This is a genomic window from Sphingomonas sp. BL-S-30 (assembly GCF_055521475.1).
Genome location: NZ_CM145481.1, coordinates 183,200 through 208,851 on the forward strand (window position 1 = coordinate 183,200; position 25,652 = coordinate 208,851).

17 protein-coding genes are annotated in these 25,652 nt (G+C 64.6%); 9 read left to right on the forward strand and 8 right to left on the reverse strand.

From position 1 onward, the window contains the following. Position 1: 1 nt before the first annotated feature. Positions 2–961 (reverse strand): cupin-like domain-containing protein, encoded by a 960-nt coding sequence (locus ACZ1I5_RS00755; RefSeq protein ID WP_465171835.1) that lies wholly within the window; start codon positions 959–961, stop codon positions 2–4. 570 nt (positions 962–1,531) lie between these two features. On the opposite strand from ACZ1I5_RS00755, the gene ACZ1I5_RS00760 reads away from it, so the two are divergent. The 7 genes from ACZ1I5_RS00760 (at position 1,532) to ACZ1I5_RS00790 (ending at position 12,476) form a co-directional block, all read left to right on the forward strand. Next, positions 1,532–4,621: a TonB-dependent receptor gene (locus tag ACZ1I5_RS00760; protein ID WP_465171836.1), complete on the forward strand. Its 3,090-nt coding sequence runs from the start codon at positions 1,532–1,534 to the stop codon at positions 4,619–4,621. Between the two features lie 84 nt (positions 4,622–4,705). Further along, the gene (locus tag ACZ1I5_RS00765; protein WP_465171837.1) at positions 4,706–6,217 is read left to right on the forward strand and encodes a tryptophan halogenase family protein; all 1,512 of its coding nucleotides are present in this window, start codon (positions 4,706–4,708) and stop codon (positions 6,215–6,217) included. Then, a complete protein-coding gene (locus tag ACZ1I5_RS00770; RefSeq protein ID WP_465171838.1) occupies positions 6,214–7,719 on the forward strand; it encodes a tryptophan halogenase family protein in 1,506 nt (501 codons plus the stop codon). Before ACZ1I5_RS00765 ends, ACZ1I5_RS00770 begins: the two co-directional genes overlap by 4 nt. A gap of 10 nt (positions 7,720–7,729) precedes the next feature. Then, positions 7,730–8,389 (forward strand): hypothetical protein, encoded by a 660-nt coding sequence (locus ACZ1I5_RS00775; protein ID WP_465171839.1) that lies wholly within the window; start codon positions 7,730–7,732, stop codon positions 8,387–8,389. An 85-nt stretch (positions 8,390–8,474) separates the two neighbouring features. Then, a complete protein-coding gene (locus tag ACZ1I5_RS00780; RefSeq protein WP_465171840.1) occupies positions 8,475–9,266 on the forward strand; it encodes an IclR family transcriptional regulator in 792 nt (263 codons plus the stop codon). A 298-nt stretch (positions 9,267–9,564) separates the two neighbouring features. Then, positions 9,565–10,863 (forward strand): L-fuconate dehydratase, encoded by a 1,299-nt coding sequence (locus ACZ1I5_RS00785; RefSeq protein WP_465171841.1) that lies wholly within the window; start codon positions 9,565–9,567, stop codon positions 10,861–10,863. Next, positions 10,860–12,476 (forward strand): alpha-L-fucosidase, encoded by a 1,617-nt coding sequence (locus ACZ1I5_RS00790; protein ID WP_465171842.1) that lies wholly within the window; start codon positions 10,860–10,862, stop codon positions 12,474–12,476. Before ACZ1I5_RS00785 ends, ACZ1I5_RS00790 begins: the two co-directional genes overlap by 4 nt. Positions 12,477–12,501: 25 nt before the next feature. On the opposite strand, the gene ACZ1I5_RS00795 is transcribed toward ACZ1I5_RS00790, so the two are convergent. Next, positions 12,502–13,275 carry a hypothetical protein gene (locus tag ACZ1I5_RS00795; RefSeq protein ID WP_465171843.1) on the reverse strand — a complete coding sequence of 258 codons (774 nt, stop codon included), beginning with the start codon at positions 13,273–13,275 and terminating at the stop codon, positions 12,502–12,504. Between the two features lie 541 nt (positions 13,276–13,816). On the opposite strand from ACZ1I5_RS00795, the gene ACZ1I5_RS00800 reads away from it, so the two are divergent. Both ACZ1I5_RS00800 and ACZ1I5_RS00805 read left to right on the forward strand, forming a co-directional pair. Next, a complete protein-coding gene (locus ACZ1I5_RS00800; RefSeq protein ID WP_465171844.1) occupies positions 13,817–15,043 on the forward strand; it encodes a DUF262 domain-containing protein in 1,227 nt (408 codons plus the stop codon). Positions 15,044–15,136: 93 nt separating this feature from the next. Then, on the forward strand, positions 15,137–16,468 hold the full coding sequence (locus ACZ1I5_RS00805; RefSeq protein WP_465171845.1) for an OLD family protein: 1,332 nt from the start codon (positions 15,137–15,139) through the stop codon (positions 16,466–16,468). A 137-nt stretch (positions 16,469–16,605) separates the two neighbouring features. On the opposite strand, the gene ACZ1I5_RS00810 is transcribed toward ACZ1I5_RS00805, so the two are convergent. The 6 genes from ACZ1I5_RS00810 to ACZ1I5_RS00835 all read right to left on the reverse strand — a co-directional run bounded on the left by ACZ1I5_RS00810 (position 16,606) and on the right by ACZ1I5_RS00835 (position 25,651). Then, complete coding sequence (locus ACZ1I5_RS00810) at positions 16,606–19,530, reverse strand: TIM-barrel domain-containing protein (RefSeq protein ID WP_465171846.1); 2,925 nt, start codon at positions 19,528–19,530, stop codon at positions 16,606–16,608. A gap of 112 nt (positions 19,531–19,642) precedes the next feature. After that, a complete protein-coding gene (locus ACZ1I5_RS00815) occupies positions 19,643–21,259 on the reverse strand; it encodes a DUF5597 domain-containing protein (RefSeq protein WP_465171847.1) in 1,617 nt (538 codons plus the stop codon). A gap of 82 nt (positions 21,260–21,341) precedes the next feature. Continuing rightward, a complete protein-coding gene (locus ACZ1I5_RS00820) occupies positions 21,342–22,397 on the reverse strand; it encodes a LacI family DNA-binding transcriptional regulator (RefSeq protein ID WP_465171848.1) in 1,056 nt (351 codons plus the stop codon). Positions 22,398–22,402: 5 nt separating this feature from the next. Beyond that, positions 22,403–23,911, reverse strand: coding sequence for a tryptophan halogenase family protein (locus tag ACZ1I5_RS00825; RefSeq protein WP_465171849.1), 1,509 nt, complete (start codon positions 23,909–23,911; stop codon positions 22,403–22,405). Next, positions 23,908–24,945, reverse strand: a complete 1,038-nt coding sequence (locus tag ACZ1I5_RS00830; protein ID WP_465171850.1) for a cupin-like domain-containing protein — start codon at positions 24,943–24,945, stop codon at positions 23,908–23,910. Before ACZ1I5_RS00830 ends, ACZ1I5_RS00825 begins: the two co-directional genes overlap by 4 nt. Further along, positions 24,938–25,651 carry a SapC family protein gene (locus ACZ1I5_RS00835; RefSeq protein ID WP_465171851.1) on the reverse strand — a complete coding sequence of 238 codons (714 nt, stop codon included), beginning with the start codon at positions 25,649–25,651 and terminating at the stop codon, positions 24,938–24,940. Before ACZ1I5_RS00835 ends, ACZ1I5_RS00830 begins: the two co-directional genes overlap by 8 nt. Position 25,652: the final 1 nt, after the last annotated feature.

Genomic DNA, 25,652 nt, shown 5'->3' on the forward strand with positions numbered 1-25,652 from the left:
GTCAGGGCTTGTCCGCCAGCGAGCGGGCGAGGTGAGCGGTGAGGTCGCGGCGCTGCTCCGGGCTGAGCGTGCCGAACACGCCGCGCACATGCTCGGGCAGATGCCCGGCGGGGTCGCCGTTCGCTTGGAAGACGAGATGATCGAACATGCCCTTCCAGATCGCACGCCGTTCCGCCGGCAGATCGCCCATCGCGAGGAGCGCGTGAAGCAGCGCGTTCAGCGGTGAGGTTGCTTCGCGGATGTCGTTCCACCAATAGTTGATCAGCATGCTCAGCGGATCGAGCGAGCGTACCGCATGCCACCAGAAATAAGGGATGTAGATCGCGTCGCCCGGCGTGAGCTCCGCCGTCTCCGCTGCCTCCAGCGCCTGGGCGAAACGCGGATAGCGGTCGAGATCGGGCGCCTCGACATCGACCATGCTGACCGGCGCGCCCGCTGGCGTCATCTCGAGCGGGCCGACATAGAGGTTCGCGATCTGATCGGGCGGGAACAGCGTGAAGCGCCGCCGCCCACCGACGACGCAGGCCAGATTGTCGTTGGAGTCATAGTGCGTCGCGACCTGGATGGCGTTGCCGATCCAGATCCTCGGACGCACGTCGGGCAAAAGCGGCATCGGATTGGCGTCGGCAAAACCGGGGAGCACGTCGTCGGTTGGCGCCGACTGCATCGCGATGGCGAGCGGTTCGGTAGTGGCCGCCTGGTGGAGCAACTGGCCGACCACGTCGCTCACCCGGGCATCGCGCCGCCCGAAATTGAAACCGGTCATGTCGTCGCGGTAGAAGAAGCGGCCGCCGATGGCGGGCGCTCCCACCACGCAGCCGGCCGGCTTGCCGCTGTCCATCGCTGACAGATACCGGGCGAGGTCGGCGGCGCTGCGCCGACCCTCGGCAACGGCAGGCCAGTCGGCGACCAGCCCGCGCAGCACGGCGGGCCGCGCCTCGGCGATCACCGATCGGAACATGGCCGGGTCGACTTCGCGGATTGCCCTGATGATCCTGCTCCCTCCCGGTTTTTTGCCCGGGACTCGTGATGGACGAGCATAGCTCTTTCAGGACGCATTCCACCAGAAAACCTGCGCGATTTGTGAAAAAGATACTCACATGTAAAAATAATCGCATTATCGTCTATGCTGCATATGCGAATAATTTCTAGCGATAGGCCATCCAGTCAGGGGATAGACACCGGTGTCCTTGAACATTTCACGGCACGTAATCTGCTGCACTGCAGCGGCCCAATTATGCTGCGCTGCAATATGACAACGTACGTCTCATGCTTGAAAATCGTTTTTACCAGTGCTAGACAATGAGGGCAGAACGAGCGCTCAAGCGCCGCCTATCGGGAGGATCGAAGGCTTAATCGAATTGCCACTGTCAGACGCGCCGGACGGGCTCCGGCGGACGAACGTGCTTCGATCGCAGCGATCCTGCCGACGAGACCAATGGATGACGGGCACCGCGAACGGTGCCGACTTCACGGGGAGGGGACCCTTTTGATGCTATTCGATGAAATCGCTTCTGGACCGGCCCGGTCGATGGCTGCCTTTCGGCGCCGGCACCTCGGCGCATCGTCGCTGGTGATCGCGGCGATGATGCTGCCGGTGCCCGCTCTGGCGCAGACCGCCATCGCCGATGCTGCCGGCCAGGCCGGCGGCGGCGGCGGCGGCGCGGGCCAGGGGCCCGACGCCCAGGCGTCCGAGCAGGACTCGGCGCTCTCGACCGATACCAAGGGCGATATCGTCGTCACCGGCATTCGCGCCTCGCTGCAGACTGCCCAGGCGCGCAAGCAGAATGCCGAGCAGATCGTCGATTCGATCACCGCGCAGGATATCGGCGCGCTGCCGGACCGTTCGGTGTCGGAAGCATTGCAGCGCATCGCCGGCATCACGCTCCAGCGCACCAACGAGAATCGCGACCCTGCCCGCCTGTCGTCCGAAGGCGGCGGCGTGTTCATCCGCGGTCTTTCCTGGGTGCGGTCCGAGCTCAACGGCCGTGACGTCTTCTCGGCGAACAATGGCCGCGGTCTGAGCTTCGAAGATGTATCGTCGGACCTGCTCGCCGGCGTCGACGTGTACAAGAACCCATCGGCCGAACTGGTCGAGGGCGGCATCGGCGGCATCGTCAACCTGCGCACGCGCAAGCCGTTCGATTCCACAGGCCTCGTCCTCGCGGCGTCGGGCGACTATAATTATGCCGATCTTCGGAAAAAAGGTTTCTGGTCGGGCAATGTGCTGGCCAGCGATCGCTGGTCGACCCCGCTCGGCGAGATCGGCGTGCTGCTGTCGTACAGCATCGGCAATATCGGCAATCGCACCGACAGCATCTCGGCCGGCCGTTACGATGCGGCGCCCCTCGGCAAGGCGCAGGACGGCGTGTCCGCGGGGACGACCGTTTTTGTTCCCAACGGCATGGGTTTCCGCCAGATCGACTGGGAGCAGAAGCGGACGGCCTTTGTCGGATCGGTGCAGTGGAAACCGAGCGAGACCTTGCTGCTGACCGGCGAAGCGTTGATCAGCCAGGCGGACCCGCACGATATCGAACATGCGGTCGGCGATTATGCCGGGCCGTCGGTCGCGGCCAATTCACCCGACATCGGAACCTATACTTTCGGCCCGAACCGCGAGCTCTCCTCGGGCACGATCACCAATCGCCAGATCAATCCGGATACGCGGTTCGGGTCGCAGCACAAGAAGACGCAGGATTATTCGCTCAACCTGCGCTGGACGCCCGATGAGCATTGGGCGTTCAGCGCCGATGTCCAATATGTGAAGTCGACGGCGCAGGTGGTGAGCATGACCGCCTTCACCCAGACCAACACGCTCGGCACCTTCAAGTTCGATTTCCGCGGCGACGACCCCTCGCTGACCGTCACGCCCACCGCCGGGCCGGGCGCCAGCTTCGGCACCTGGGCCAACCAGAGCAGCTATTGGTGGGCCGCGGCGATGGACCATATCGAGGACAATGAGGCGCATGAATGGGCCGAGCGCGCCGATGTGGAATATAGCTTCATCGACAACCCGTTCCTGAAATCCTTCCGGCTGGGCGCGCGCGGCACCGATCGCACGGCGATCACCCGCCAGACCGGCTACAATTGGGCGCTGCTCAGCGAGCAATATTGGGGCGCGACCGGGAACCCGGTCTATCTCAACCAGACGGGCTATGCCGGCGGGCCCCAGGCGCCCGGGCTTCCGGGGCAGTCGGAGCTGTTCACCTACAGCAACTTCTTCCGCGGCAAGGTGCCGGCCATCGGCAGCAGTTTCTGGTTCCCGAGCAACGCGCTGGTCAGCAACGGCACCGCCAATGCCTATAATTACCTGAAGAGCACTGAATCCGGCGGCTGGGGCTGGACCCCGCTCAGCAGCGATTATTCGCTCGCCGCGCCGGGCGCCGACAATGTCAGCGGTGGCATCAACAACCAGAGCGAGAAGACCAGGGCCGGTTACGCCCTGCTCCGTTTCGGCTCGGATGGCGGCCTTCATTTCGATGGCAATATCGGCGTTCGCGTCGTCAACACCGACACCGGCGCGACCGGTTCGGCGATCCGGGTCGCGGCACCCACGGCGGGCTGCACCGTCGGGACTCCGATCACGTCGGGGCCGAGGGCGGGGCAGACGGTCACCCAGGCCGATTGCAACCTGCTGGCCAGCGCCGTCGCCTTTTCCGGCGGCAATATCGGCGGACTGACTCAGGCGCATAGCGGCTCCTATACCGATGTGCTGCCCAGTCTGAATCTGCGCTTCTTCCTCCAGGACAATCTGCAGCTCCGCCTGGCGGCCGCCCAGGCGATCGTCCGGCCGACCTTCGCGCAGCTCAATCCCTTCACCACCCTCGGGTTCAGTTTCGACTCCGCCACTGGCATCGCCAACGGCACGGGCGCGGGCGGCCGGGTGACGGCTTTCACCGGCACGGCGGGGAATCCCGATCTCAGGCCGACACGATCGAACCAGTTCGACGTCAGCCTGGAATGGTATTTCTCGAAATCGAACAGCCTGACCCTGGCGGGCTTCTACAAGGACATCAGCAACTATATCTTCGCGGGCGTCGCCTCGCAGACCTATACGAGCGGCGGGCAGACGCTGACCTTCGACGTGACCCAACAGACGAATGGCGCGCACGGCAAGATCAAGGGTTTCGAGGTCGCCTATACCCAGTTTTTCGACATGCTGCCCGGGCCGCTCAGCGGCCTCGGCTTCCAGGGCAACTTCACCTATGTCGACAGCTCCGGCGGCAGGAATACCGCGGTCAATGTGTTCGATTCGAACCAGACGACCAATGCGATCAGGCCGAACCTGCCGCTCGAGGGCCTTTCCAAATACTCGTTCAACGTGGCGGGCATCTACGAGAAATACGGGATATCGGCGCGGCTCGCCTATAACTGGCGGTCGAGCTATCTGCTGACGACCTCGGCGGCGAACATCAACTTCCCGGTCTGGTCGGAGAAATACGGCCAGCTCGACGGGTCGATCCTCTATTCGATCGACAAGCATTTCAAGATTGGTGTGCAGGGCACGAACCTGCTGAACGCGCGGACTTTCCTTGATGTCGGCGATCCCGATCTCAAGCCGCGCTACAGCTGGACGGACACCGATAGACGGTTCGCATTCCTTGTGCGTGGCGTTTTCTAGCCCCTCCTGTAACCTTGCGCCCCCGGAGCGATCCGGGGGCGTTTTTTGGCTACTATGACCCTCCTGATTGCGTAGACCGTTTCCATGAGTGAGGCGCCCGTCCGCAGGATCGTGATCGCCGGCGGCGGGACCGCGGGCTGGATGGCGGCCGCGTTGCTCGCGCGGCTGATGCCGCCGCCCTTTGCCGAGATCGTGCTGGTGGAGTCCGACGAGATCGGCACGATCGGCGTGGGTGAGGCGACGGTACCGCTGATCACCCAGTATAACGGGCTGCTCGGCATCGACGAGCCCGACTTCGTCGCGAAGACCAACGGCACCTTCAAGCTGGGCATCGAGTTCCGCGACTGGGGCGAGGCGGGCAATGTCCATTTCCATGGCTTTGGCGATTATGGCGACGCCATCCAGGGCGTGGCGCCGCATCACCATTGGCTGAAGCTGCACGAGGCGGGCGAGACCGCGCCGATCGAGGACTGGTCGATGCCCTATGCGGCCGCGCGCCGCGACCGCTTCGCGCCGCCCGAGGCGATGCGGGGTGAAGCGGCGTTCTACAAATATGCCTATCATTTCGATGCCGGCCTCTATGCCCGCTATCTGCGCGGCTATGCCGAGGCGCGTGGTGTGCGGCGGCGTGAGGGGCGGATTGGCGATGTCGTGCTCGATCCCGACACCGGCAATGTCGCCAGCCTGACGATGCAGGACGGCGGCGAGGCCATTGCCGGGGATTTCTTCATCGATTGTACTGGCTTTGCCGCGTTGCTGATCGCGCGGGCGCTCGGCGTCGGTTATGTCGACTGGTCGCATCTGCTGCCGTGCGACCGCGCGGTCGCGGTGGGGTGCGAACGGCGGGGGCGGATGACCCCGTTCACCCGGTCGACCGCGCGCGCCGCGGGCTGGCAATGGCGCATCCCGCTGCAGCACCGGATCGGCAACGGGCACGTCTATGCCAGCGCCTTTATCTCCGATGACGAAGCGGTGGCGACCCTGCTCGACAATCTCGACGGCGCCCCACTCGGCGAGCCTCGGCTGCTGCGCTTCACCACGGGGCGACGCGCGCAGTTCTGGCATCGCAACGTCGTCGCGATCGGGCTTGCCGCCGGGTTCCTGGAGCCGCTCGAATCCTCGAGCATCCAGCTGATCCAGACCGGGCTTGCGCGGCTCGTGGAGATGCTGCCTGACAAGCGCTTCGATCCGATACTGATCGACGAGTATAACCGCGTCACCGCGAACGAATATGAGCGGATCCGCGACTTCCTGATCCTGCATTATTGCCGCAGCCGCCGGCCGGAGGCGATGTGGTCGCAGTGCCGCGCGGCCGAGATCCCGGAGACGCTCGCGCGCAAGATCGCGGTGTGGGAAGCGGGCGGCAAGGTGCCGCTCTACTGCGAGGAATCCTATCAGGAGCCGAGCTGGGTCTCGATCTTCCTCGGCAATGGCGTGCTGCCGCGGCGCTATGACCCGATCGTCGACCAGCTGCCGCTCGAGCATCTGCGCGGCGGCATGGCGCAGCGCCGCGCGGCGATCGCGCGGGCGGCGGAGACGATGCCCGATCATGCGACCTTCCTCGCCCGCTGCTGCCCGGCGCCGCTGGCCGCATGACCGACGGCAACGCCATCCGCTCGATCCTGGTCGCGGGCGGCGGCAGTGCGGGCTGGATGGCGGCGGCCGCGCTGTCCGCCGCGCTGGTCGGCACCGGATGCCGCATCACCCTGGTGGAGTCCGAGGAGATCGGCACCGTCGGGGTGGGCGAGGCGACCATCCCGCCGATCCAGGCGTTCAACCGCATCCTCGGCATCGACGAGGCGGCGTTCGTCCGCGCGACGCAGGGGACGTTCAAACTCGGCATCGAGTTCGCCGACTGGCTGCGGCCGGGGCATCGCTATTTCCACCCGTTCGGGCGCTATGGCGACGATTTCGGGATGACGCCGTTCCACCAGCAATGGCTGCGCGCGCGGGCCGAGGGGGATACGACCCCGCTCTCGGCCTATTCGCTGACTGAGGCCGCGGCGTACCTCAATCGCTTCGACCGGCCGCCCAATGATCCGCGCTCGGTCTTCTCGACCTTCTCCTATGCCTATCACTTCGATGCCGGGCTCTATGCCGCCTATCTGCGTGCCTATGCCGAAGCGCGGGGAGTGACGCGGATCGAGGGCAAGATCGCCGAAGTGGCGCTCAAGCCGGAGAGCGGGTTCGTCGAGGCGCTGGTGCTGGAGGACGGTCGGCGGCTGGAGGCCGAGCTGTTCCTCGACTGCACCGGCTTTCGCGCGCTGCTGATCGGCGGGGCGCTGGGGGTCGGCTATGACGACTGGAGCCGGTGGCTGCCGTGCGACCGGGCGATCGCGGTGCCGAGCGAACGCATGGCGGACCTGCCGCCCTATACCAGGTCGACCGCGCGGCCGGCCGGGTGGCAATGGCGCATCCCGCTGCAGCACCGCACCGGCAACGGCCATGTCTATTGCAGCCGCCATATGGACGATGACGCGGCCGAGCGCATCCTGCTCGCCAGCCTCGACACGCCCGCGACCGGCGATCCGCGCCGGCTGCGCTTCACCACCGGGCAGCGCAAGGTCGCCTGGGAACGCAACGTGGTCACCCTCGGGCTCGCCTCGGGCTTCCTCGAGCCGCTCGAATCGACCAGCCTTCACCTCGTCCAGAGCGGCATCACCAAATTGCTCGCCTGGTTTCCCGACCGCGATTTCGATCCGCGCGTCAGGCAGGAATATAATCGTCTGGTCGCGCGGGAATTTGAATCAGTGCGCGATTTCCTGGTGCTGCATTACCAGGCGACCGAGCGCGAGGGACCGTTCTGGCAGGGATGCCGCGAGATGGACATTCCCGATACGCTGGCCGCGAAGATCGAGATGTTCCGCCATAGTGGCCGGCTGATCGAGCGCGACAAGGACCTGTTCCACGAAGCGAGCTGGCTCGCGGTGCTGCTCGGCCAGGGGATCAGCCCGCAGCGCTACGACACGCTGGCCGAAGTGGTGCCGCTGAACGAGGCGCGGGCCGTGCTGGCCGGGATGCGCAAGGTGATCGCGACCACGGCGGCGGGCATGCCGGGGCATGCCCAGTTCATCGACCGCCATTGCGGCGCCGGGTGAGGAGAGACGGATGAGACAGGCTGGATGGGCATTCGCGGTGGCGCTGGGATGCGCCGCGCCGGTGGTGGCACAGGACGCCGCGCCGGTGCGCGGAGAGGCGGGCGCCGAGCTGGTATCGCGCCGGGCGAGCGGCGAGGTGCATGTCGTGGCCGATCCGACTCTGTCGGACGGGCGGCTGGTGTTGCGCATCGTCGTGCTGAACCGGGGCACGGCGCCGCTGAGCTTCGGGCCGGGCGATGTCGCGGTGGCGACGGCGGACGGCGCGCCCGTGCCGCTGGTCCCGCGCGCGACCCTGCTGGCGGAGCAGGGCGGCGGCCGGCCGGGCAGCGTGACCGAGGACACCAGCCAGGGCCATGCCGGCGCCGCGTTGCTGGTCACGCCCAACGGGCAGACCGACGTCACCGGTTTCACCGGCGGCATGGGCACGACCACGGCCGGCGTGCCGCAGGGGACGATCGACCGGTCGAAGCGGCGCGACCCCAGGGCCGAGGCGGCGGTGGCGGCGCTCGACGCCGTGCTGCTCAAGCCGATCACGCTGAAGCCGGGCGCGGCCGATGGCGGGCAGGTCGTCACCACGAAGCTCAAGCGCGGCAAGACGGCCATGGTCACCGCGACGATCCTGGTCGCGGGCGAGCCGCACCGGTTCGAGATCGCGGTGCCGAAGCGCTGAGCGGACCCCCGTGACGAAACGGTTGCCGCCCGACCATCGACGGTCCTATCTGATCGCATCCCCCGATCGAGCAGCGAGGCGCGGCGTGCCATCAGACGAGACCACCATCGACGACGACGACCGCCGCTACAAGGCGCCCGCGCTGGAGAAGGGGCTCGACATCCTGGAGCTGCTGGCGACCGCGCGCGGGCCGATGACCCTGACCGGAATCGTCAACGAGCTGGGGCGATCGCATGGCGAGCTGTTCCGCATGGTCCAGGTGCTCGAGTTCCGCGGCTATATCGAGCAGGATTCGGCGGCCGAGGGCTATCTGCTGACTGACCGGCTGTTCTCGCTCGGCATGCAGCAGCCGCGGATGTACAGCCTGGTCGAACTGGCGCTGCCGGTGATGCGCCAGCTGTCGCTCGATCTCGGCCAGTCCTGCCATCTCGCGGTGCACACGCTGGGCGAGATGGTGGTGGTGGCGCGGATGGAGTCGAGCGAGCAACTCGGCTTCTCGGTGCGCGTCGGCTACCGGCGGCCGCTGCACCAGGCGGCATCGGGCGCAGTGCTCTATGCCTTTCAGCCCGAGGATGTGCGCCGGCGCTGGGAAAAGCTGCTCAGCCCGCCGCTCGGCGACGAGGAACTGGCCAGCTTTCGCGCGCATGCCGACGAGGTGCGCAAGCGCCGCGTCGAGCTGACGCCGAGCAAGTTCGTGGCGGGCGTGACCGACATCTCCGCGCCGGTGATGCGCGGCGGCGTGGCGGCGGCGGCGCTGACCGTGCCGTTCCTCAAGAAGCTCGGGCCGCATCTGCCGCGGGCCGATGCCGGCGCCTATGTGCGTGCGGCGGCTGACCGGATCTCGGATCAGCTGGTCGAGGGCGATAGCCGGATCTGATTTTCGTGGCTCGGTGATGCGCTGAGGCCGTTCCATGCTTCCTTGTGCTCCCGCGAAGGCGGGAGCCCAGGCTGGGCTCCCGCCTTCGCGGGAGCACAAGGAAGTGAATAGACGCATCCCCACACCCCAAAACGCCGCCCCCAACCACTGTGCGCTTGCGCTGCCCATCATTCCCACCTATGAAAATGCTCATCACCCGCGAACGAAGTGTCGGGCAAGAGAGGGGCTGGTACGGCGTGCCGGGGAGGGGTCGAGTGAGGTGCTGTAGTGACCGCCGTCCCGCGTATCGGGGTCGCGCATGACGACCATCACCGGCGTCCGGATCGTCGACCTGCGCTTTCCCACCGCGCTGATGCTCGACGGGTCGGATGCGATGAATCCCGACCCCGATTATTCGGCCGCTTATTGCATCCTCGACACCGACGAGCCGGGGCTGACGGGGCATGGACTGACCTTCACCATCGGGCGCGGCAACGAGATCTGCTGCGCGGCGATCGCGGCCCTGGCACCGCTGGTGGTGGGGCTCGACCTCGACTGGATCCGCGAGGACGGCGCGCGCTTCTGGCGGCATGTGACGAGCGACAGCCAGTTGCGCTGGATCGGGCCGGAAAAGGGCGTGATCCACCTCGCGACCGGAGCGATCGTCAACGCGGTGTGGGACCTGCTGGCCAAGCAGGCGGGCAAACCGCTGTGGCAGCTGATCGCCGAGATGAGCCCGGCCGAGATCGTCGGGCTGATCGACTTCCGCTATATCTCCGACTTCATCACGCCCGAGGAAGCGGTGGCGCTGCTCGAGGAGCGGTCGGCCGGCAAGGCGGCGCGGGTCGAGACGCTGAAGGCGAAGGGCTATCCCTGCTACACCACCTCGGCGGGGTGGCTCGGCTATTCGGACGAGAAGCTGCGGCGGCTGTGCGCCAAGGCAGTGAGCGACGGCTTCGGCCATATCAAGCTGAAGGTCGGCGCCAACCCGGAGGACGACCGCCGCCGCGTGACGATCGCGCGCGAGGTGATCGGCCCCGACGTGAAGCTGATGATCGACGCCAACCAGATCTGGGACGTGGACGAAGCGATCGAGCGGGTGAAGGCGCTCGCCTTTGCCGACCCCTGGTTCATCGAGGAGCCGACCAGCCCGGACGATATCGAGGGGCATCGCCGTATCCGCCAGGCAATCGCGCCGATCGAAGTGGCGAGCGGCGAGATGTGCCAGAACCGGGTGATGTTCAAACAGTTCATCAGCCGCGGCGCGATCGACGTGGTGCAGATCGACGCGTGCCGGCTGGGCGGGGTGAACGAAGTGCTCGCGGTGCTGCTGATGGCGGCCAAGCAGGGCCTGGCGGTGTGCCCGCATGCCGGCGGCGTCGGGCTGTGCGAATATGTCCAGCATCTGTCGATGATCGACTATCTCTGCTTTTCGGGCACGACCGAGGGACGCGTGGCGGAATATGTCGATCATCTGCACGAGCATTTCGTGACGCCCTGTGTGGTGAAGGGCGCGGCGTACATGCCGCCGACCGCGCCGGGTTTCTCGATCGAGATGAAGCCGGCGACGCTCGCGGGCTTCGCGTTCAGCCCGGTCGGCACCGCGTCGGCGGCATGATCGACCGGCGCGGCTTTCTCGGCGGGGCGGCCGGCCTGGCGGGGGCCTCGCTGACCGCGACGGCGCAGGCGAGGCAGGTCGACGCCAACTGGTCCTCGATCATCCGGGACTATGAGACGCCGCGCTGGTTCCGCGACGCGAAATTCGGCATCTGGGCGCATTGGAGCGCGCAGTGCGTGCCCGAGTTCGGCGACTGGTACGGCCGACTGATGTACGTGCAGGGCAACCCATTCTACGAGCATCATTTGAAGACCCATGGCCACCCGGCCGACACCGGCTTCATGGAGATCGAGAACCGCTGGAAGGCGGAGCATTGGGACCCCGAGACGCTGATCGCGCTCTACAAGAAAGCCGGCGCCAAATATTTCATGGCGATCGCCAACCACCACGACAATCTCGACACGTTCGACAGCAGCCACCATGCCTGGAACACCCTGCGGGTCGGGCCGAAGCGCGACATCATCGGGACGTGGGAGAAGATCGTGCGGCGCGAGGGGCTGCGCTTCGGGGTGAGCAACCATAGCGCGCATGCCTGGCACTGGTGGCAGACGGCCTATGGCTATGACGCGGTCGGCCCGCGCGCCGGGCAGCGTTACGACGCGTTCAAACTGCGCAAGAGCCAGGGCAAGGGCAGCTGGTGGGACGGGCTCGACCCCCAGGAGCTCTATGTCGGCCCCAGCTTCGTGCCGCCCGACGGCATCGGATCGATCGCGGCGATGGACGCGTGGCACGAAGTGCATGACGGGCGCTGGATGGAAGGATCGCCGCCCGCGCCGCCGGCCTTTGTCGCCACCTGGCTGCTCCGGCAGAAGGAGCTGGTCGAGAAATACCGGCCCGACATGGTCTATTTCGACGATACCGGCCTGCCCTTCGGCGCGACCGGGGTCGAGGCGCTGGCGCACTTCTACGCTCAGTCGCAGCGCGAGCATGGCAGCATCGACGTGGTCGCGACGGGCAAGCTGCTCACCCCCTATCAGCGGCGCGCGATGGTGGAGGATGTGGAGCGCGGCTTCAGCGACCGGCTGCGCCCCGAGCCGTGGCAGACCTGCACCTGCATCGGCGACTGGCATTACAACCGCGCCCGCTTCGACAACAAAAGCTACGTGCCCGCCGAGCAGGTGATCCAGCGGCTGTGCGACGTGGTGTCGAAGAACGGCAATCTGCTGCTCTCCATCCCGATGCGCGGCGACGGGACGATCGACAGCGAGGAAGAGACGATCGTCGCCGGCATCACGCGCTGGATGGCGCGCAACGGCGAGACGGCGATTTACGGATCGCGGCCCTGGCGCCATTATGGCGAGGGGCCGACCCAGCTCAGCGCTGGCCATATGAACGAGGGCAAGGCGGGCGCCTTCACCGCGCAGGATGTGCGCTTCACGGTGAAGAACGGCACGCTGTTCGCCGCGCTGCTGCGCTGGCCCGAGGGGCCGGTGACGATCGCTTCGCTGGCGTCGCGCGCGATGCCGGGGGCGCGGATCGAACGGGCGAGCCTGGTCGGCGGCGGCCCGATCGCGTTCGACCGGGATGGCTCGGGGCTGAGGCTGACCTTGCCGCGGGCTGGGCCGGGGGAGATCGTGCCGGTGATTGCGCTGGAGGGCGCAGGGCTGGTCTGACGCGCGGCCGGGACGGGCGGTGGGGCTAACGATAGCCACGAGGGGTAATGTCAAGGACCGGGAACCGGGGTGCGACCGGTTGCGGGGCGGCGACCGGCGGCTGTGCGCGTGCGAAAGGGGGCGGCGCGTGCGGCGGCCGTGGCGGTTTCGGCGTCGGCGTCGGCTCCCAGAGGCCTGGCGCCGACGGTGCAGCCGGCCCTGCATAGGAGGCCGGCTCTTCGTCCGGGGATGAGCAGGGCCCCTTGGCCGGCTCGTCATCCGGACAGGTGTCCAGGTCAGGGTCGGGCTCCAGATCGGGGTCCGTATCCGGGGCTTCTGGCGGCGGCGGTGGTGCCGACGCCTGCTGCTCCCGCTGTTGCGCCAGCCTTTTCTCTTCGTCTCTGGCCTCGCAGCGGCGGACGAACGCCGCAAGGGCCATCCGGCTCTCGCTCATCTCCTCCTCCTTTTCCGCCATGCGCCATTTCTTCGGCTGACGGACGCGAAGCCAGTTCAGCGCGGCATTGGTGTCGGGCGGCAAATGATGCTGGTAGGTGGCATAGACCGGGTCTTCGCCAGCGCTCTTGAAGACTTTGGTGCGCTCCACGGTGCAGCCTACGGCGCGGGCATAGAGCGCGCGCTCGACGCGGGCGTCGGCGTGGTCCTTGCCGGCGATAACGGCGTCGGCGAATGCCTCATGCGTGTTGCGCCAGCGATAGATGGTGCGGACACAGGCGCCGAAATGCTCGGCCAGTTCCTCGTCGGTGGCGCCGAGGCGGCACAGGAGGCGGGCCTGATCGGCGAATTCTGGTTTGTAGATCATGGTGCCGAAATAGCGGCGGTGGGGTGAGGTTTGAATCGATGGGGTGGGTGGTCATAATGTCATGAGGGTCGCTGACATTTTTTGATGGTCTGGAAGACGATAAGCCACTGATATTGCTAGATTCTGCTAAACGCACGCGTAGTTAAGTGCACTGTCACTGATATCCCGGCAGTCTGCTTCCGCGCGATCGTGGCTGCGCTGAGGCTGCTGACAAATGAGGTTCACCGGATGCTTGTCGTTGAGCGACCGACCGAACCGTACAAGACGCAACCGTCCTAATTTGATGCGCCGTCACCTGAATCCGGGTTTTCGCGGAAGGCGATAGGCAGGGTGGCGGATTAAGGGGTTAAGTAAATTGGCACCGTATGGCGAGGTCAGGGAGTGTGCCAGTCGGTGACCGAGCACGTCGCATCTGTGTAACAGCCTTTCAATTCGTGAAGCCGATGATTGCCCGTGAGAAAGGGGGCGTTGTACGTGCCAGTAGTGGCAGATGCCAAACGGATATGTTTGATTGTGGCGCTCTGGCAGCTATGACGTTCATATGCGGCTCGACCAATCCTCCATGGACGTCTCACACCTCGTTGAGAAGGTCCAAAACAATGAACTCGATTTGCAGCCTGATTTTCAGCGCGGCCAAGTATGGTCTGATGCAAAAAAAAGGCGTCTGATAGACACGATCCTAAGAGAATGGTATATTCCAGCAATTCATATTGTTGTAAATGATGACCTGGACCGTGAGGAGGTGCTCGACGGTCAGCAACGACTTAGAACTATCATCGAGTTCATGAATGACGAGTTTACTGTAGATGGCAGTATTGCCCCCGCCGACGACCGCGTCATCAGTGTGGGCGGACTTTATTTCTCTCAGCTACCTGATCGCGCGAAATCGCGATTTAAGCGTTTCCCGCTGACGACGGTGAGACTTAGGGACTACCGGCCCGAGGAGCCGGGAGAATTATTTTTTCGATTAAATCAGCTAACAGCCTTAACGGCCGCGGAGCAGCGCAATGCGCTGGTCGGTGAGCCTCGAAACCAAGTGAAACGCCTCGCTGAAGAACTGGAGACATCGTTCTCGCAGATAGGGCTGGGATTTACCAACTCTAGAATGAATTTTGACGACGTATTATCGAGATTGGCCGTCTGCTTGGAGGCAAGATCCTTGTCGGCAAAGCTGACTGCGTATAGCTTGGAGCTACGATATCGTATGGGATCCGCGTTCAATAGAGATATTATCAACGCGATATCTCAATCGATACGGACTCTATCATCGGCGTACGTGAGCGAGTATCCTTGGAAACAAAATAAAGCTAGCTTGTTCTCTTGGTTGTTTTTTGTTTGCGACAACCGCTGGGTCTCTTCACCGAGATTCTTTGATTTCTTCAAGGATTTCTTCAACGCGTTCGAAGCCATTCGAAGCGTGCATGGGGCCCGCCTCAGCCTTATTCCGCCGGAAACAGAATTGTACACTGCTTTGAGTCGCGACCGGGCGGTAAGTGAAGTATTGGTAATTTTTAATGATCGAGCATCCTCGAGAGTAAATGACGTAAATTCTCTTCTGTTACGCGATATGGTACTAAACCTAGTTGCATTTCGCGTAGCTCCGCAGGACGCGTTGGGATTGCCGGTGATGCGCGCTCGGGCTGAATTTATTACACACACCACACATCGGCTTTCAGAAATGCCGACCGACTTAGGTGAGCGCGCATTAGTCGAAAGTGAGCTCGCGGGCGGATGGGACAAGCATCGTGAAGCTCGCCAAGCAAGGTGATATAAAAAAGCGTTAGAGAAGCGCAATTTGGCGGCGGTGCCGCACTTTACCTCTTTCCGATTCAGCTCTCTGACCGGATTCGCCGATGCGTCCGTGACGTTGGCAAGTGCTCATCTTGCAATCTGTGGAGGTACCGGATCGGGCAAGAGCGCCCTTCTCAACCTAATGTATTTGTGCCTCGTCTCCGGTGACGGCACTACGGAAGTACCACCACGCATAGATGGTGCTGCAGCCGGATTGTCAGTAATGACGCCAAATGGCCTATTCGAAAGAGAAATAGAACTAAATGGTACACCCCTACCTGCGCAAGGATACGGTCCTCGAGTCGATTTGATAGGCCTTGCCCAGCGAACTTCTGATCTGGATAAGTTTTTCAAATCGAACGATGTTGATGTTTCCAAAGAGGGGATAGCTGCTAGCTCTCTACCGAGAGAAATTCTTGAGCTTGCTGCGTTTGTATGTCGCAAGGACTATACTAGTATTTCCGTTTACGAACTTGAGGGTCCGGATGACCGGGTCTTCCCTTACTTTGAAGTCGGCGTAGGTGATATTTCATACAACTCCCGTACCATGTCGACTGGCGAATTATCTATCCTATACCTCGCATGGTCTATGCAGTCATACGATCCTCTCTCGGTGATTCTAATTGAGGAGCCTGAAGCATATTTGCCGCCTGCCAGCCACGGTGCAATATTTATGCTAATAAGCTGGGCTGCCGTTAAATATAGGCTTGCATTTGCGATCACTACTCACTCGAGTGAAGTTGCTACTCATTTTTCGCGTAGTACGATATTGTCGATTAGGAGCTCAGGTGGGCAGTATTTGGTGCCGACTTCAAGAGAAGCCAAAGAGAGAGTTTTATCTAGACTAGGGCTGGCGCCACAGAGAGTCGCAATAATTTTCGTAGAGGATGACGTTGCAAAGTTTGTGCTCGAGGAACTTCTCGCGCAGTTCGAGTTTCATGTGTCCGCGAAGCTAGAGGTTCTAACTAAGGGAGGGCTAGGGCCAATTCGCGCGTCGATTGAGAGCCTACCGGAGGGCGTAGAATCCGTGGCTTTTTTGGGAATCGTGGACGGAGACGCTAAGGCTGAAGTGGCCCCATGGCCATCTGCCAATCGCTTTGATTTCTTGCCCTTCAGTGCTGCGATGGAGATCGAACTGATTGAATCAATTGCGAACGATGTCGCAAAGTTTGCGGCCGTCACCGAACGATCGGTGGGGCGAATTGAGGATGCGTTAGCCGAAACCGCAGGCCAAGACCACCACGATCGCTTTCGCGCTATTGGCATGTCACTGGATATTCCATTGCGAGAGCTAACCCGGCATTCATTGCGTCGTTGGCAGAAGGGGCCAGGAAGGAAGAGTAAGGTTCGGTCATTCGCCACTGCGCTAGCAAAGCGCATAGGAATCTCACTCCCCGACTAAATTTTAGTAAAGGTCTATAATTTAACCGATAGTGAAAGCCTCTAGTAACTATCGTATTTGATCTTACTACCCGTCATGATTGCCGAGACTGACGGCCACAATTGGCTTAGCTATATTTACCCGAACACCGTACCCTCTCACCGCTCCCGTACCGTAACCGCCTTCCCCTCATACACCACCCCAGTCGCCCCATTCTCCGCAAAGTCCGGCGCCACCGCCTTGCCTGGCCCGTAGAACCGCACCGACACCGACCGCTTCGCCGGCATCCCCTCATACCCACCCTCGCGCGCGCCGATGGTGAGCGTGCGCGTCGCCTGGTTCCACGCGATCGGCACGCGCGCATAGTTGCCCTGGAGATAGGCCGGGCTCACCCCGTCGTCCTCGTAGAGCGAGAAGCTGGCATCGGCGCCGGTGAAGACGTGGAGGACGAGCGGGCCGTCGGGTTGGTCCTTCGTCGACTGCACCTCGGGGCCGGTGGGCAGGATGCTGCCGGCGCGAACGAAGAGGGGCATGCGCTCGTAGGGGGCCGCCGCGGTGATCGTGCGGCCGCCCGGATGGTATGCGCCGGTGTTGAAGTCGTACCAGTCGGCGCCGGCGGGCAGATAGACCTGGCGGGTGCGCGCCTTGAACTGAGTGACCGGGGCGACGAGCAGGCTGGGGCCGAACAGATATTCGTCGTCGATGCTCCACGTCTTTTTGTCGGCGGCGAAATCCATCACCAGGCCGCGCATGATCGAGCCGTCCCTCAAATTGGTGTCAGCGCCGAGCGTGTAGATATAGGGCATCAGCCGGTAGCGGAGCTGATCGTACCAGATCATCGAGCGCTGCATCGCCGGGTCGTCGGCCGAGATTTCGTAGATCTCGCGCTTCGGCGTCTCGCCATGGCTGCGGAACAGCGGGCTGAACGCGCCGAACTGGAACCAGCGTAAATTGAGCTCGCGCCATTCGGCCCGGGCCTCGGGCAGCTGGTTGGTGTAGCGGTCCTCCACCGCGAAGCCGCCGATGTCGTGCGTCCAGTTGGGCAGGCCCGACATCGACACGTTGACGCCGGCCGAGATCTGGTCGCGCAGATCGTCCCAGCGCGCGGCGGTGTCGCCCGACCACACCGCCGAGCTGGTGCGTTGCAGCCCGCCAAAGCCCGAGCGGGTAAGGATGAAGGGGCGAACGTCGGGCCGCGCGTCGCGCAGGCCCTCCGCCATGCCCTGGGCGTGGACCAGCGGGAAGCTGTTGAACAAGGCGGCGCCGGGCCCTTTCGCGGTCGGGCCCATCGCGTCGATGCGTTCGTCGATCGACAGGTTGGAGTGGATGTCGGGCTCGGTCGCGTCCATCCACCAGGCGTCGAAGCCGAGCGTCACCAGCCGCTCGCGGACCTGGCGGAAATAGATTGCCCGCGCCTCGGCCGCATAGGGATCGTAATCGGTGTTGAGATAGCCGGGGCCGACCCAGTCCTTGCGCTTCGCGTCGAGATTGCCGTGATAGAGATAGCCCTTGGCGTCGAGCTCCTTCGCGTTCGCGGTGTTCGGGTAGAATTTCGGCCAGACCGAAATCATGATGTTGGCGTCGAGCGCATGGACTTCGTCGACCATCGCCTTGGGGTCGGGGAAGCGCTTCCTGTCGAACTCGTGGCTGCCCCATTGGTCCTCGGGCCAGTAGAACCAGTCCTGCACGATATTGTCGAGCGGGATGCGGCGCTTGCGGTATTCGCGGACGACGCCGAGCAATTGCTCCTGCGTCTCGTAGCGCTGGCGGCTCTGCCAGAAGCCATAGGCCCATTTGGGCAGCATCGCGGCCTTGCCGGTCAGGTCGCGATAGCCGGCGACGACAGTGTCCATGCTGGTGCCGCCGACATAATAATAATCGGTCGCCTTGCCGACATCCGAGGACATCCACAGCGAGTGGCGGTCGGGGGCGGGCAGGGGGTCATTATGGTAGAAGGCGATATAGCCCGCGTTCGGCTCCCATTCGATGCGCAGGTTCACCGGCTTGCCCTTGACCATGGGCAGGGTGAAATTGTGGAACCAGGGGTTCCAGTTCTGGCGCCAGCGCTCCAGCACCAGCTTGCCGTCGGCGAAGACCTTCACATAGCTGGAGGAATAGAGGCGGAATTTATGCTCGCCGGTGGTCTCCGGGGTGACGGCGCCGGTCCAGACGACATGCTGGGTCTGCACGGTCTTGCCGGCGGTGTTCTGGCCGCTATCGGCCGAAGCCACCGTCTGCGCCTTCGCGGCGGCGGGCCATTTGTCCTGGTCGCGGATATATTCGTAATTGATCACGGGCTCCTGCCTGGTCACCGCGAGCCGGTCGCCGAGATAATACTCAGCTTTCCAGCCGGGCGTGCCGCCGCTCGTCACCTTCAGCGTCGTGCCGACGAACGCATAGGGCGTGGGGTTGCCGAAGCGGGTGATCGAGTTGTTGTCCCAGAGCAGCCCGTACTTGCGGGTGGAGACGAGGAAGGGGACGGCGATGTCCATATTGTGCTGGGCGAGCTCGACGTCCTCGCCATTGTAATTCATCTGGCGGTTCTGGTGCTGGCCGAGGCCGTAAAAGCCTTCGTCGGTGCCGCGGTTGAACTGCTGCTGCGTGGCGAGCCAGGGCTTGCCGTCGAGGGTGACGAGCTTGAAGGCGCCGCGCGCGGCTTCGTCCAGGGTGAGCTTGCCGCTGGCGTCGCGGAAGGCGACATGGCCGTCGCTCAGGCGGATCTCGGCGGTGGCTTTGGTCGCCTTTAGGGTGACCAGGCCGTTGGCTTCGGTGACGGTCAGGGTGCCGTGCGGCCTGGCGACGACCATGAAGCTGTCGGGCAGGTCGAGGCTGGTGCCGGGGACGGCGGTGACGCGGAACTTGTCCTCGCCATAGACGAGTATGCGCACCCGCTTGGCCGGGCCGCTGTCGGGGGTGACGACCACGCCGTGATCGACGCGCTGGACCTCGGCGGCGAGCGCGGGGGTGGCGGCGGTGGCGAGGAGGATTGCCGTGGCGAAGAGTGTGGCCCTCTGCCCCTCTCCTTTCAGGAGAGGGGCAAGCTGCGCAGCAGCGCGGGGTGAGGTTGAGCGGGAGACGCTCATGCCGGTCACCCTCACCCTTCCGCCGCCTTCGGCGGCTCCCTCCCTCTCCCGCTGGGAGAGGGAAAGCAGCGCGCTCGCAATGCGTGAATCCAGTCGCGTCACTTCTTCTCTCCTATTGCCAGGTCGCGAGCTTCACGCGGAGCAGTTGCGGCTCCGAGGTGAAGTTGAGGCCGTAATCGGTCTGGTCGCCGTTCCACAGGCGGTCGAACACCCAGGCGCCGTCGACATAATGGCCTTCCTCGACGCGCTCGAGCATCAGATGACGCTTGCCGGGCTCGGTCAGGCTGAAATCGACCCGGGCGTGGAAGCCGGTGACGAGATATTCGGACGGGCCGAGCCGCGCGATGGCGACGCCGCCCGAAGGGGTCTCGTTGCCCGTCGGGGCGGGCGTGCCGAATTGCGGGAGGCCGAAGCTGATGGTGGCCTTGTGCGCGCCGAGATCGAGCGATTGCGCGTGCTTTGCAGCGGGATCGGTGGGCTCGGCGGCGCCCCACACCTGGCCTTCATAAGCGAGCTTGGCCCAGACTCGTTCGAGCGGGCGGAACAGGCGATAGTTGCGGGCAAAGGCTTCGATCGTCTCGGGGTCGAGCGCCTTGGCGCCGAGCGGGAAGTTGGAATATTTCGTGGCGTCCATGCCGAACGGCGCCCAGCCGATCGCGCCGCGGCCGATCGCCGGGAAGAAATAGCGGGCATAGGGGCGGGCATTGCCGGTCTCGGGCACGAACAAAGGATTGTCGGGTCTCGTGTAGCGATCGAGGAAGCCGAGATATTGCGCGTGATCGGGGTTGTAGATGTCGGGGCTCACCACATCGAGATGCGGGGCGGCGGCCTTGTAGACGTCGATCACCGGGTGGGAAGGCCCGCCCGAGGCGAAGGTGTTCGGGTCCTGCCAGACGAACGGATTGCTGGTGAGCGCGGCGTTGGCATACATCGGCAACGGCTTCACGGCCTTGCCCGCGGCGGCGACCGCGTCGATATAGCTGGCGACGTACCAGCTGTGGAAGAACAGCTCGGCATCGCGGCCATAGAGCTGGGCCCAGCTGCCGGGTTTCTTGCCGGTCTGCTTCACCAACGCGGCGGGGACCTGGCCGGCGAACAACCGGTCGGCCTCGGCGGAGTGATCGCGCGCGCTGCCGTAACTGCCGGGCTCGTTCTCGACCTGCACCATGATGACGGTGTTGGCCTGGTCCCGGTCCTTCAGGTGGCGCATCAGCGCGACGAAGGCCTTTTTGTCCGCCTCCAGCGTGGTCGCGCCGTGCGGGCTGAGCGCGTAATGCGTCGCGCCCTTGGCGTCGATCATGCGGGGGAAGCGCTTGTTGTCGAGCTTGACCCAGGACGGGGCGTAGCTGGGGCCGGTATTCTTCCAGGTACCGAACCAGAGCAGCACGAGGCGGACCTTGTGCTCGCGCGCCTCGTCGAGCAGCGTGTCGAGGAAGGAGAAGTCGAACTTCCCTTCCTGCGGCTCGATCTGTTCCCAGGCGATCGGGACCTCGACGGTGTTGGCGTGGAGCTGGTCGATCACTGGCCAGACCTTGGGCAGCATGGCGGGCCAGGCGCTCGAATTATTGACCTGCGCGCCGAGCATCAGGAACGGGCTGCCGTCGACGATCAGCGCGTGACGGCCGTCGCGGCTGTCGATGCGGGGCAGCGGGCCGGGCGCGGCGAGCGCAGTGCCCGTGAGCGCGACGGCCGAGGCCAGTGCCCAGCATGCGAGGCCCTTGAGCGCCATTTCCCTCTCCCCCGTCGTTCGATTCCGGCTGCGTCTATTATCTCAGTGAAAACGGACTTTGCCAATGAAAATCGGTGGACGCTCAACCCTGACGGGGCGGGGCGGTGGAACTGCGCAGTTCCAGCGTCGCCGGCACCACGACCGGCGCGTTGGGCACGATGCGGCCCGCGCGGTCGGCGATGATCAGCTCGACCGCGCGCGCGACGACATCGGCGATCGGCTGCACCACCGCGGTCAGGGGCGGATGGGTGAAGCGGACGATCGGGGTATCGTCGAAGCTGATCAGCGACAGGTCGCGCGGCACCTTGATGCCGCGCTCGCGCCCTGCCTCGAGCGTCGCCAACGCCATCTGGTCGTTGCTGGCGATGATCGCGGTCGGGGGCGTCGCGCTGTCGAGCAAATGGAGCGCGGCGTGCCGGCCAGACGCGTAGCTGAAATCGCCCTCGGCGAGCAGCCCGGTCGTGTCCAGGCCCGCCTCCGCCATCGCCGCGCGCCAGCCATGCACGCGCCAGGCGCTGAGCTCATATTCGGGCGATCCGGCGATCAGGCCGATCCGGCGATGGCCGAGCCCGACAAGATGCTCGGTCGCCATGCGCGCGGCATGCTCGTCGTCCATGGTCAGCGCGAAGCCGGGGCCTTCGGTGAGCGAGCCGATCCGGGCGAAGCTGATCTTCTGCGCCTCGAGCAGGTCGGTGATATGCGGATTCTGCGAATGCGGCGGAGTGAGGATCACGCCGTCGGGCTGGAGCGCGGCGATCGCGCCGAGCAGCTCGCGCTCGATATGGTCGCTATGCGTGTCGACCAGCTCGACGATCATGCGATAGCCATGCTCGGCGCAGGTCAGCATGCCGCCGAGCAGCATCTGGTCGATCCAGTCGGCGCCCTCGCGCTTGCGCCAGTCGGCGATGGTGCGCTCGCGGTCGTTGAGTGCGAGGATGAGATAGGAGCGCGATCCGCTCATGCGCTGCGCGGCGATCGAGGGCACGTAACCGAGCTTGTCGATCGACGCCTGGACACGGAGCGTCATCTCCGGCCGGACGTTCGGCTCCTTGTTGATGACGCGGCTGACCGTCTGGAGCGAGACTCCGGCATCGGCGGCGACATGCTTGATCGTGACGGCCTGGCGGCGCCTTGCCATGCCGGTCAGCCCCGCGCGGCTGGAGTGGCCGCGCCGCAATAGCGGGCGACATAGGCGCCGTGCGCGGGCAGCGAGGCGACGGTGCGGGTGACATGGTCGCGGATCGTGCCGAGCAGCTTGTCGAGCTCCGTATCGGGCAGCTTCGCCGCGATCGGATGATAGGAGCGCGGCACGATGCCCTGGCCCATCATCACCTGGACCCAGCTGTTCTCGGCGAACAATTCCTCGTTTTTACGGAAGACGCGGCCGGTCTCGCGGAACAGCTCGATCTTCTGGGCGAGCGTATCGGGGATCGGCATCGCCGCGCATTGCCGCCAGAACGGGCTGTCGCGGCGCTCGGTCGCCTTGTAGTGCAGGATCAGGAAGTCGCGGATCTGACGCGTATCCTCGTCCTGCTGGTCGTTGAACTCGGCGACGTCGCGCGCGCTGATCTCGCCCAGCGGCATCATCCGGATGAGGCGCAGCACGGCGCGCTGGATCAGGTGGATGCTGGTCGATTCAAGCGGCTCCATGAAGCCGCCCGACAGGCCGATCGCGATGCAGTTGCGATACCATTGGCGACGGCGCGATCCAGTGGTGAAGCGCAGCATGTTGGGCTCGGTCAGCACCGCGCCCTCGACATTGCCGAGCAGCCGTTCGAGCGCATCGTCGCGCGACAGATAGCGGCTGCAATAGACCAGGCCGTTGCCGGTACGGTGCTGCAGCGGGATGCGCCATTGCCAGCCGGCGTCATGCGCCATGGCGCGGGTATAGGGGACGGGCGGGCCGACATTTTCGGTCTGGAGCGCGATGGCGCTGTCGCACGGCAGGTAATGCGTCCAGTCGTCGAAGCCGGCATGCAGCGCCTGCTCGATCAGCACCGCGCGGAAACCGGTGCAGTCGAGGAACAGGTCGCCCTCGATCCGCGGGCCGGAGTCGAGCAGCAAAGCGGCGATGTCGCCACTTTCGCCGTCGAGATCGACCTGCGCGATCTTGCCCTCGACGCGCTTCGTGCCGTCGCCCTCGGCCATCGTGCGGAGGAACTTGGCGTAGAGCGTGGAATCGAGCTGATAGGCGTAGTTCATCCCGTCGTCGGGGAGGTGCGCGAACTTGCCCTGCAAAGCCGCGATCAGCTCGAGGCAATAGTCGTCATAGGATTGCTCATAGCCCTTGCTGCGCGCGTAGAGCCAGAAATGCTGGAAGCCGGCCGACCAGTGATCCTTGCCGGTCAGGCCGAAGCTGTGGAAATAGCGGCTACCGATCGTCTTCCAGTCGTCGAACAATATGCCGAGCTTGAACGTCGCCTGGGTGGCGCGCATGAAATCGGCTTCGTTGATGCCGAGCAGCCGGTTGTAGGTGACGAGCGGGGGAATGGTGGATTCGCCGACCCCGATCGTGCCGATCGCATCGGATTCGACCAGGATGACCTCGACTGTCCGGCCCATCGTCCGTGCGATCGCCGCCGCCGCCATCCAGCCCGCGGTGCCGCCGCCGGCGATGACGATGCGTCGGGGGTGCGGCATGCCGTCAGTCATTGGCTCAATTGCCTCAGCAGGAAGGCGCGGATCCGGCCAGCGCTTTCGGGGGTCAGGGGGGCGAGGATGCTGCGGCCTTGCTCGGGGATATGCGCGGTCACGTCGTCGCCATTGCCGAAGACATAATAGTCGAACAGGTCGCGCCAATAGGCCTTCTGGTCGTCGGGCAGATCGCGGATCGACAGCAGCGCATGGTTGAGCGCGTCCTGCGGCTGGCCGAACCAGCGCGGGGCCTCGCGCCACCAGTAATTGATCAGGATGTTGAACGGTTCCAGCCCCTCGACATGGTGCCACCAGAGCGCCGGGATGTAGAGCGCGTCGCCGGCGTCGAGTTCGGCGGTCTGGGCGTGGACCAGCGCCTCGCGGAAGCGCGGGTGGGCCGCGAAATCGGGCGCGTGGAAATCGACCATGCTGATAGCGCGGCCGGCCGGCGTATTGTCGATCGGGCCGAGATAGAGGTTGCGGAACTGGTCGCGCGGGAAGAGCGTGAAGCGGCGGCGCCCGACCGCGACGCAGGCGAGATTGTCGGGCACGTCGTTATGTGCCGCGATGCGCGTGCGCGTGCCCATCCAGATGCTGGCGAGCGGCGCGCGGTCGCCGAGATCGACCTGATTCGCCTCGTGCAGGCCGTCGAAAAATTCGTGCATGTCGATCGAGGCGAGATAGATCGGCGGGGCGTCCGCCCGGCCTTCGTTCGCCTCGATCTTGGCGAAGATCTCCGACAACCGGGCGCGCAGCATGTGGAAGTTCATGCCCATCGCGTCGTCGTAGAATAGCCGTCCGCCCGAAGCCGGCGACCCGACCGAGACTGCGAAGGGAATGTCGCGGTGCCGCTCCAGCAGATAGGCGCGCGCGTCGCGGTTGGAGCGCCGGCCTGCCTGGACCAGCGGCCAGTCGGCGACGAGCCCGCGCACCACGAAGGGGCGATCGGCCTCGCGCAGGAGGGTGTCGAGCGCGGCGGCGTCGGCGACCTCGACCTCGACCTCGGGCACCGGCGCGAGCGCCTCGAAGATTCCGGGGTCGGCCTCAGCCATGTCCGATCCGGCGGTTCTTGCGCGCGATCAGCTCGCGCAGCCGGCCGAGCGACGCGATCGCCATGAAGATCGGCATCAGATGGCCGTCGGCGTGCAGCTTGCCCAAGGTCGCCGCGTCGAGCTCGCGCAGCCGATCCTCGTCGATCCCGTGGAAGCCGACCAGGCGGTTGGTCGATCCGTCGTCGAGCTTGATCTCGAGCGTCAGCGGCTCGAGCAGCTTGTAGCGATCGAGTGCGGCGAAAAAGCCTTCGGACTCGCGATAACCCAGGTCGAGTTCGCCCAGTTTATGTGTGATCGATTCGAGATAGGGTGTCGGCCGCCCATCCTCGTCGAACAGCCGCACACCGTCTGCGCCAATCCGCGGGCTGGCGAGGTCGATATGCACCTGCTTGTCGCCGCCTTCCGACGGCGATCCGCCGATCAGGAAGGGCTGGATGTCGATCGCCAGCGGCAGGTAGCGCGCATCCCATCGGCCATCGTCGAGGAACAGATTCTCGCCCGTATCGAAGCCGAACATGGCCAGCGCGGTGAAGCGGTCGCGCTCCGCATTCAGGCGGAACAGGATCGGATAGTCGTCCTGCACGCGGCGGAACTCGCTTGGCACCGCGATGGCGCACATCACCGCATCGCCCAGCGCGATACCGCGATCAGTGCGCACGCGGAGGTCGCGATGGTCTTCGAGGGTGAGAAGCGCGTGTTCGGGCATA

Bases quoted from the DNA above. Each gene is read 5' to 3' on its own strand.
- ACZ1I5_RS00775 (WP_465171839.1), top strand. From the start codon at position 7,730: ATGAGACAGGCTGGATGGGCATTCGCGGTGGCGCTGGGATGCGCCGCG.
- ACZ1I5_RS00770 (WP_465171838.1), top strand. From the start codon at position 6,214: ATGACCGACGGCAACGCCATCCGCTCGATCCTGGTCGCGGGCGGCGGC.
- ACZ1I5_RS00790 (WP_465171842.1), top strand. From the start codon at position 10,860: ATGATCGACCGGCGCGGCTTTCTCGGCGGGGCGGCCGGCCTGGCGGGG.
- ACZ1I5_RS00785 (WP_465171841.1), top strand. From the start codon at position 9,565: ATGACGACCATCACCGGCGTCCGGATCGTCGACCTGCGCTTTCCCACC.
- ACZ1I5_RS00760 (WP_465171836.1), top strand. From the start codon at position 1,532: ATGGCTGCCTTTCGGCGCCGGCACCTCGGCGCATCGTCGCTGGTGATC.
- ACZ1I5_RS00795 (WP_465171843.1), bottom strand. From the start codon at position 13,275: ATGATCTACAAACCAGAATTCGCCGATCAGGCCCGCCTCCTGTGCCGC.
- ACZ1I5_RS00765 (WP_465171837.1), top strand. From the start codon at position 4,706: ATGAGTGAGGCGCCCGTCCGCAGGATCGTGATCGCCGGCGGCGGGACC.
- ACZ1I5_RS00800 (WP_465171844.1), top strand. From the start codon at position 13,817: ATGCGGCTCGACCAATCCTCCATGGACGTCTCACACCTCGTTGAGAAG.
- ACZ1I5_RS00835 (WP_465171851.1), bottom strand. From the start codon at position 25,651: ATGCCCGAACACGCGCTTCTCACCCTCGAAGACCATCGCGACCTCCGC.
- ACZ1I5_RS00810 (WP_465171846.1), bottom strand. From the start codon at position 19,530: ATGAGCGTCTCCCGCTCAACCTCACCCCGCGCTGCTGCGCAGCTTGCC.
- ACZ1I5_RS00815 (WP_465171847.1), bottom strand. From the start codon at position 21,259: ATGGCGCTCAAGGGCCTCGCATGCTGGGCACTGGCCTCGGCCGTCGCG.
- ACZ1I5_RS00755 (WP_465171835.1), bottom strand. From the start codon at position 961: ATGTTCCGATCGGTGATCGCCGAGGCGCGGCCCGCCGTGCTGCGCGGG.
- ACZ1I5_RS00820 (WP_465171848.1), bottom strand. From the start codon at position 22,397: ATGGCAAGGCGCCGCCAGGCCGTCACGATCAAGCATGTCGCCGCCGAT.
- ACZ1I5_RS00825 (WP_465171849.1), bottom strand. From the start codon at position 23,911: ATGACTGACGGCATGCCGCACCCCCGACGCATCGTCATCGCCGGCGGC.
- ACZ1I5_RS00830 (WP_465171850.1), bottom strand. From the start codon at position 24,945: ATGGCTGAGGCCGACCCCGGAATCTTCGAGGCGCTCGCGCCGGTGCCC.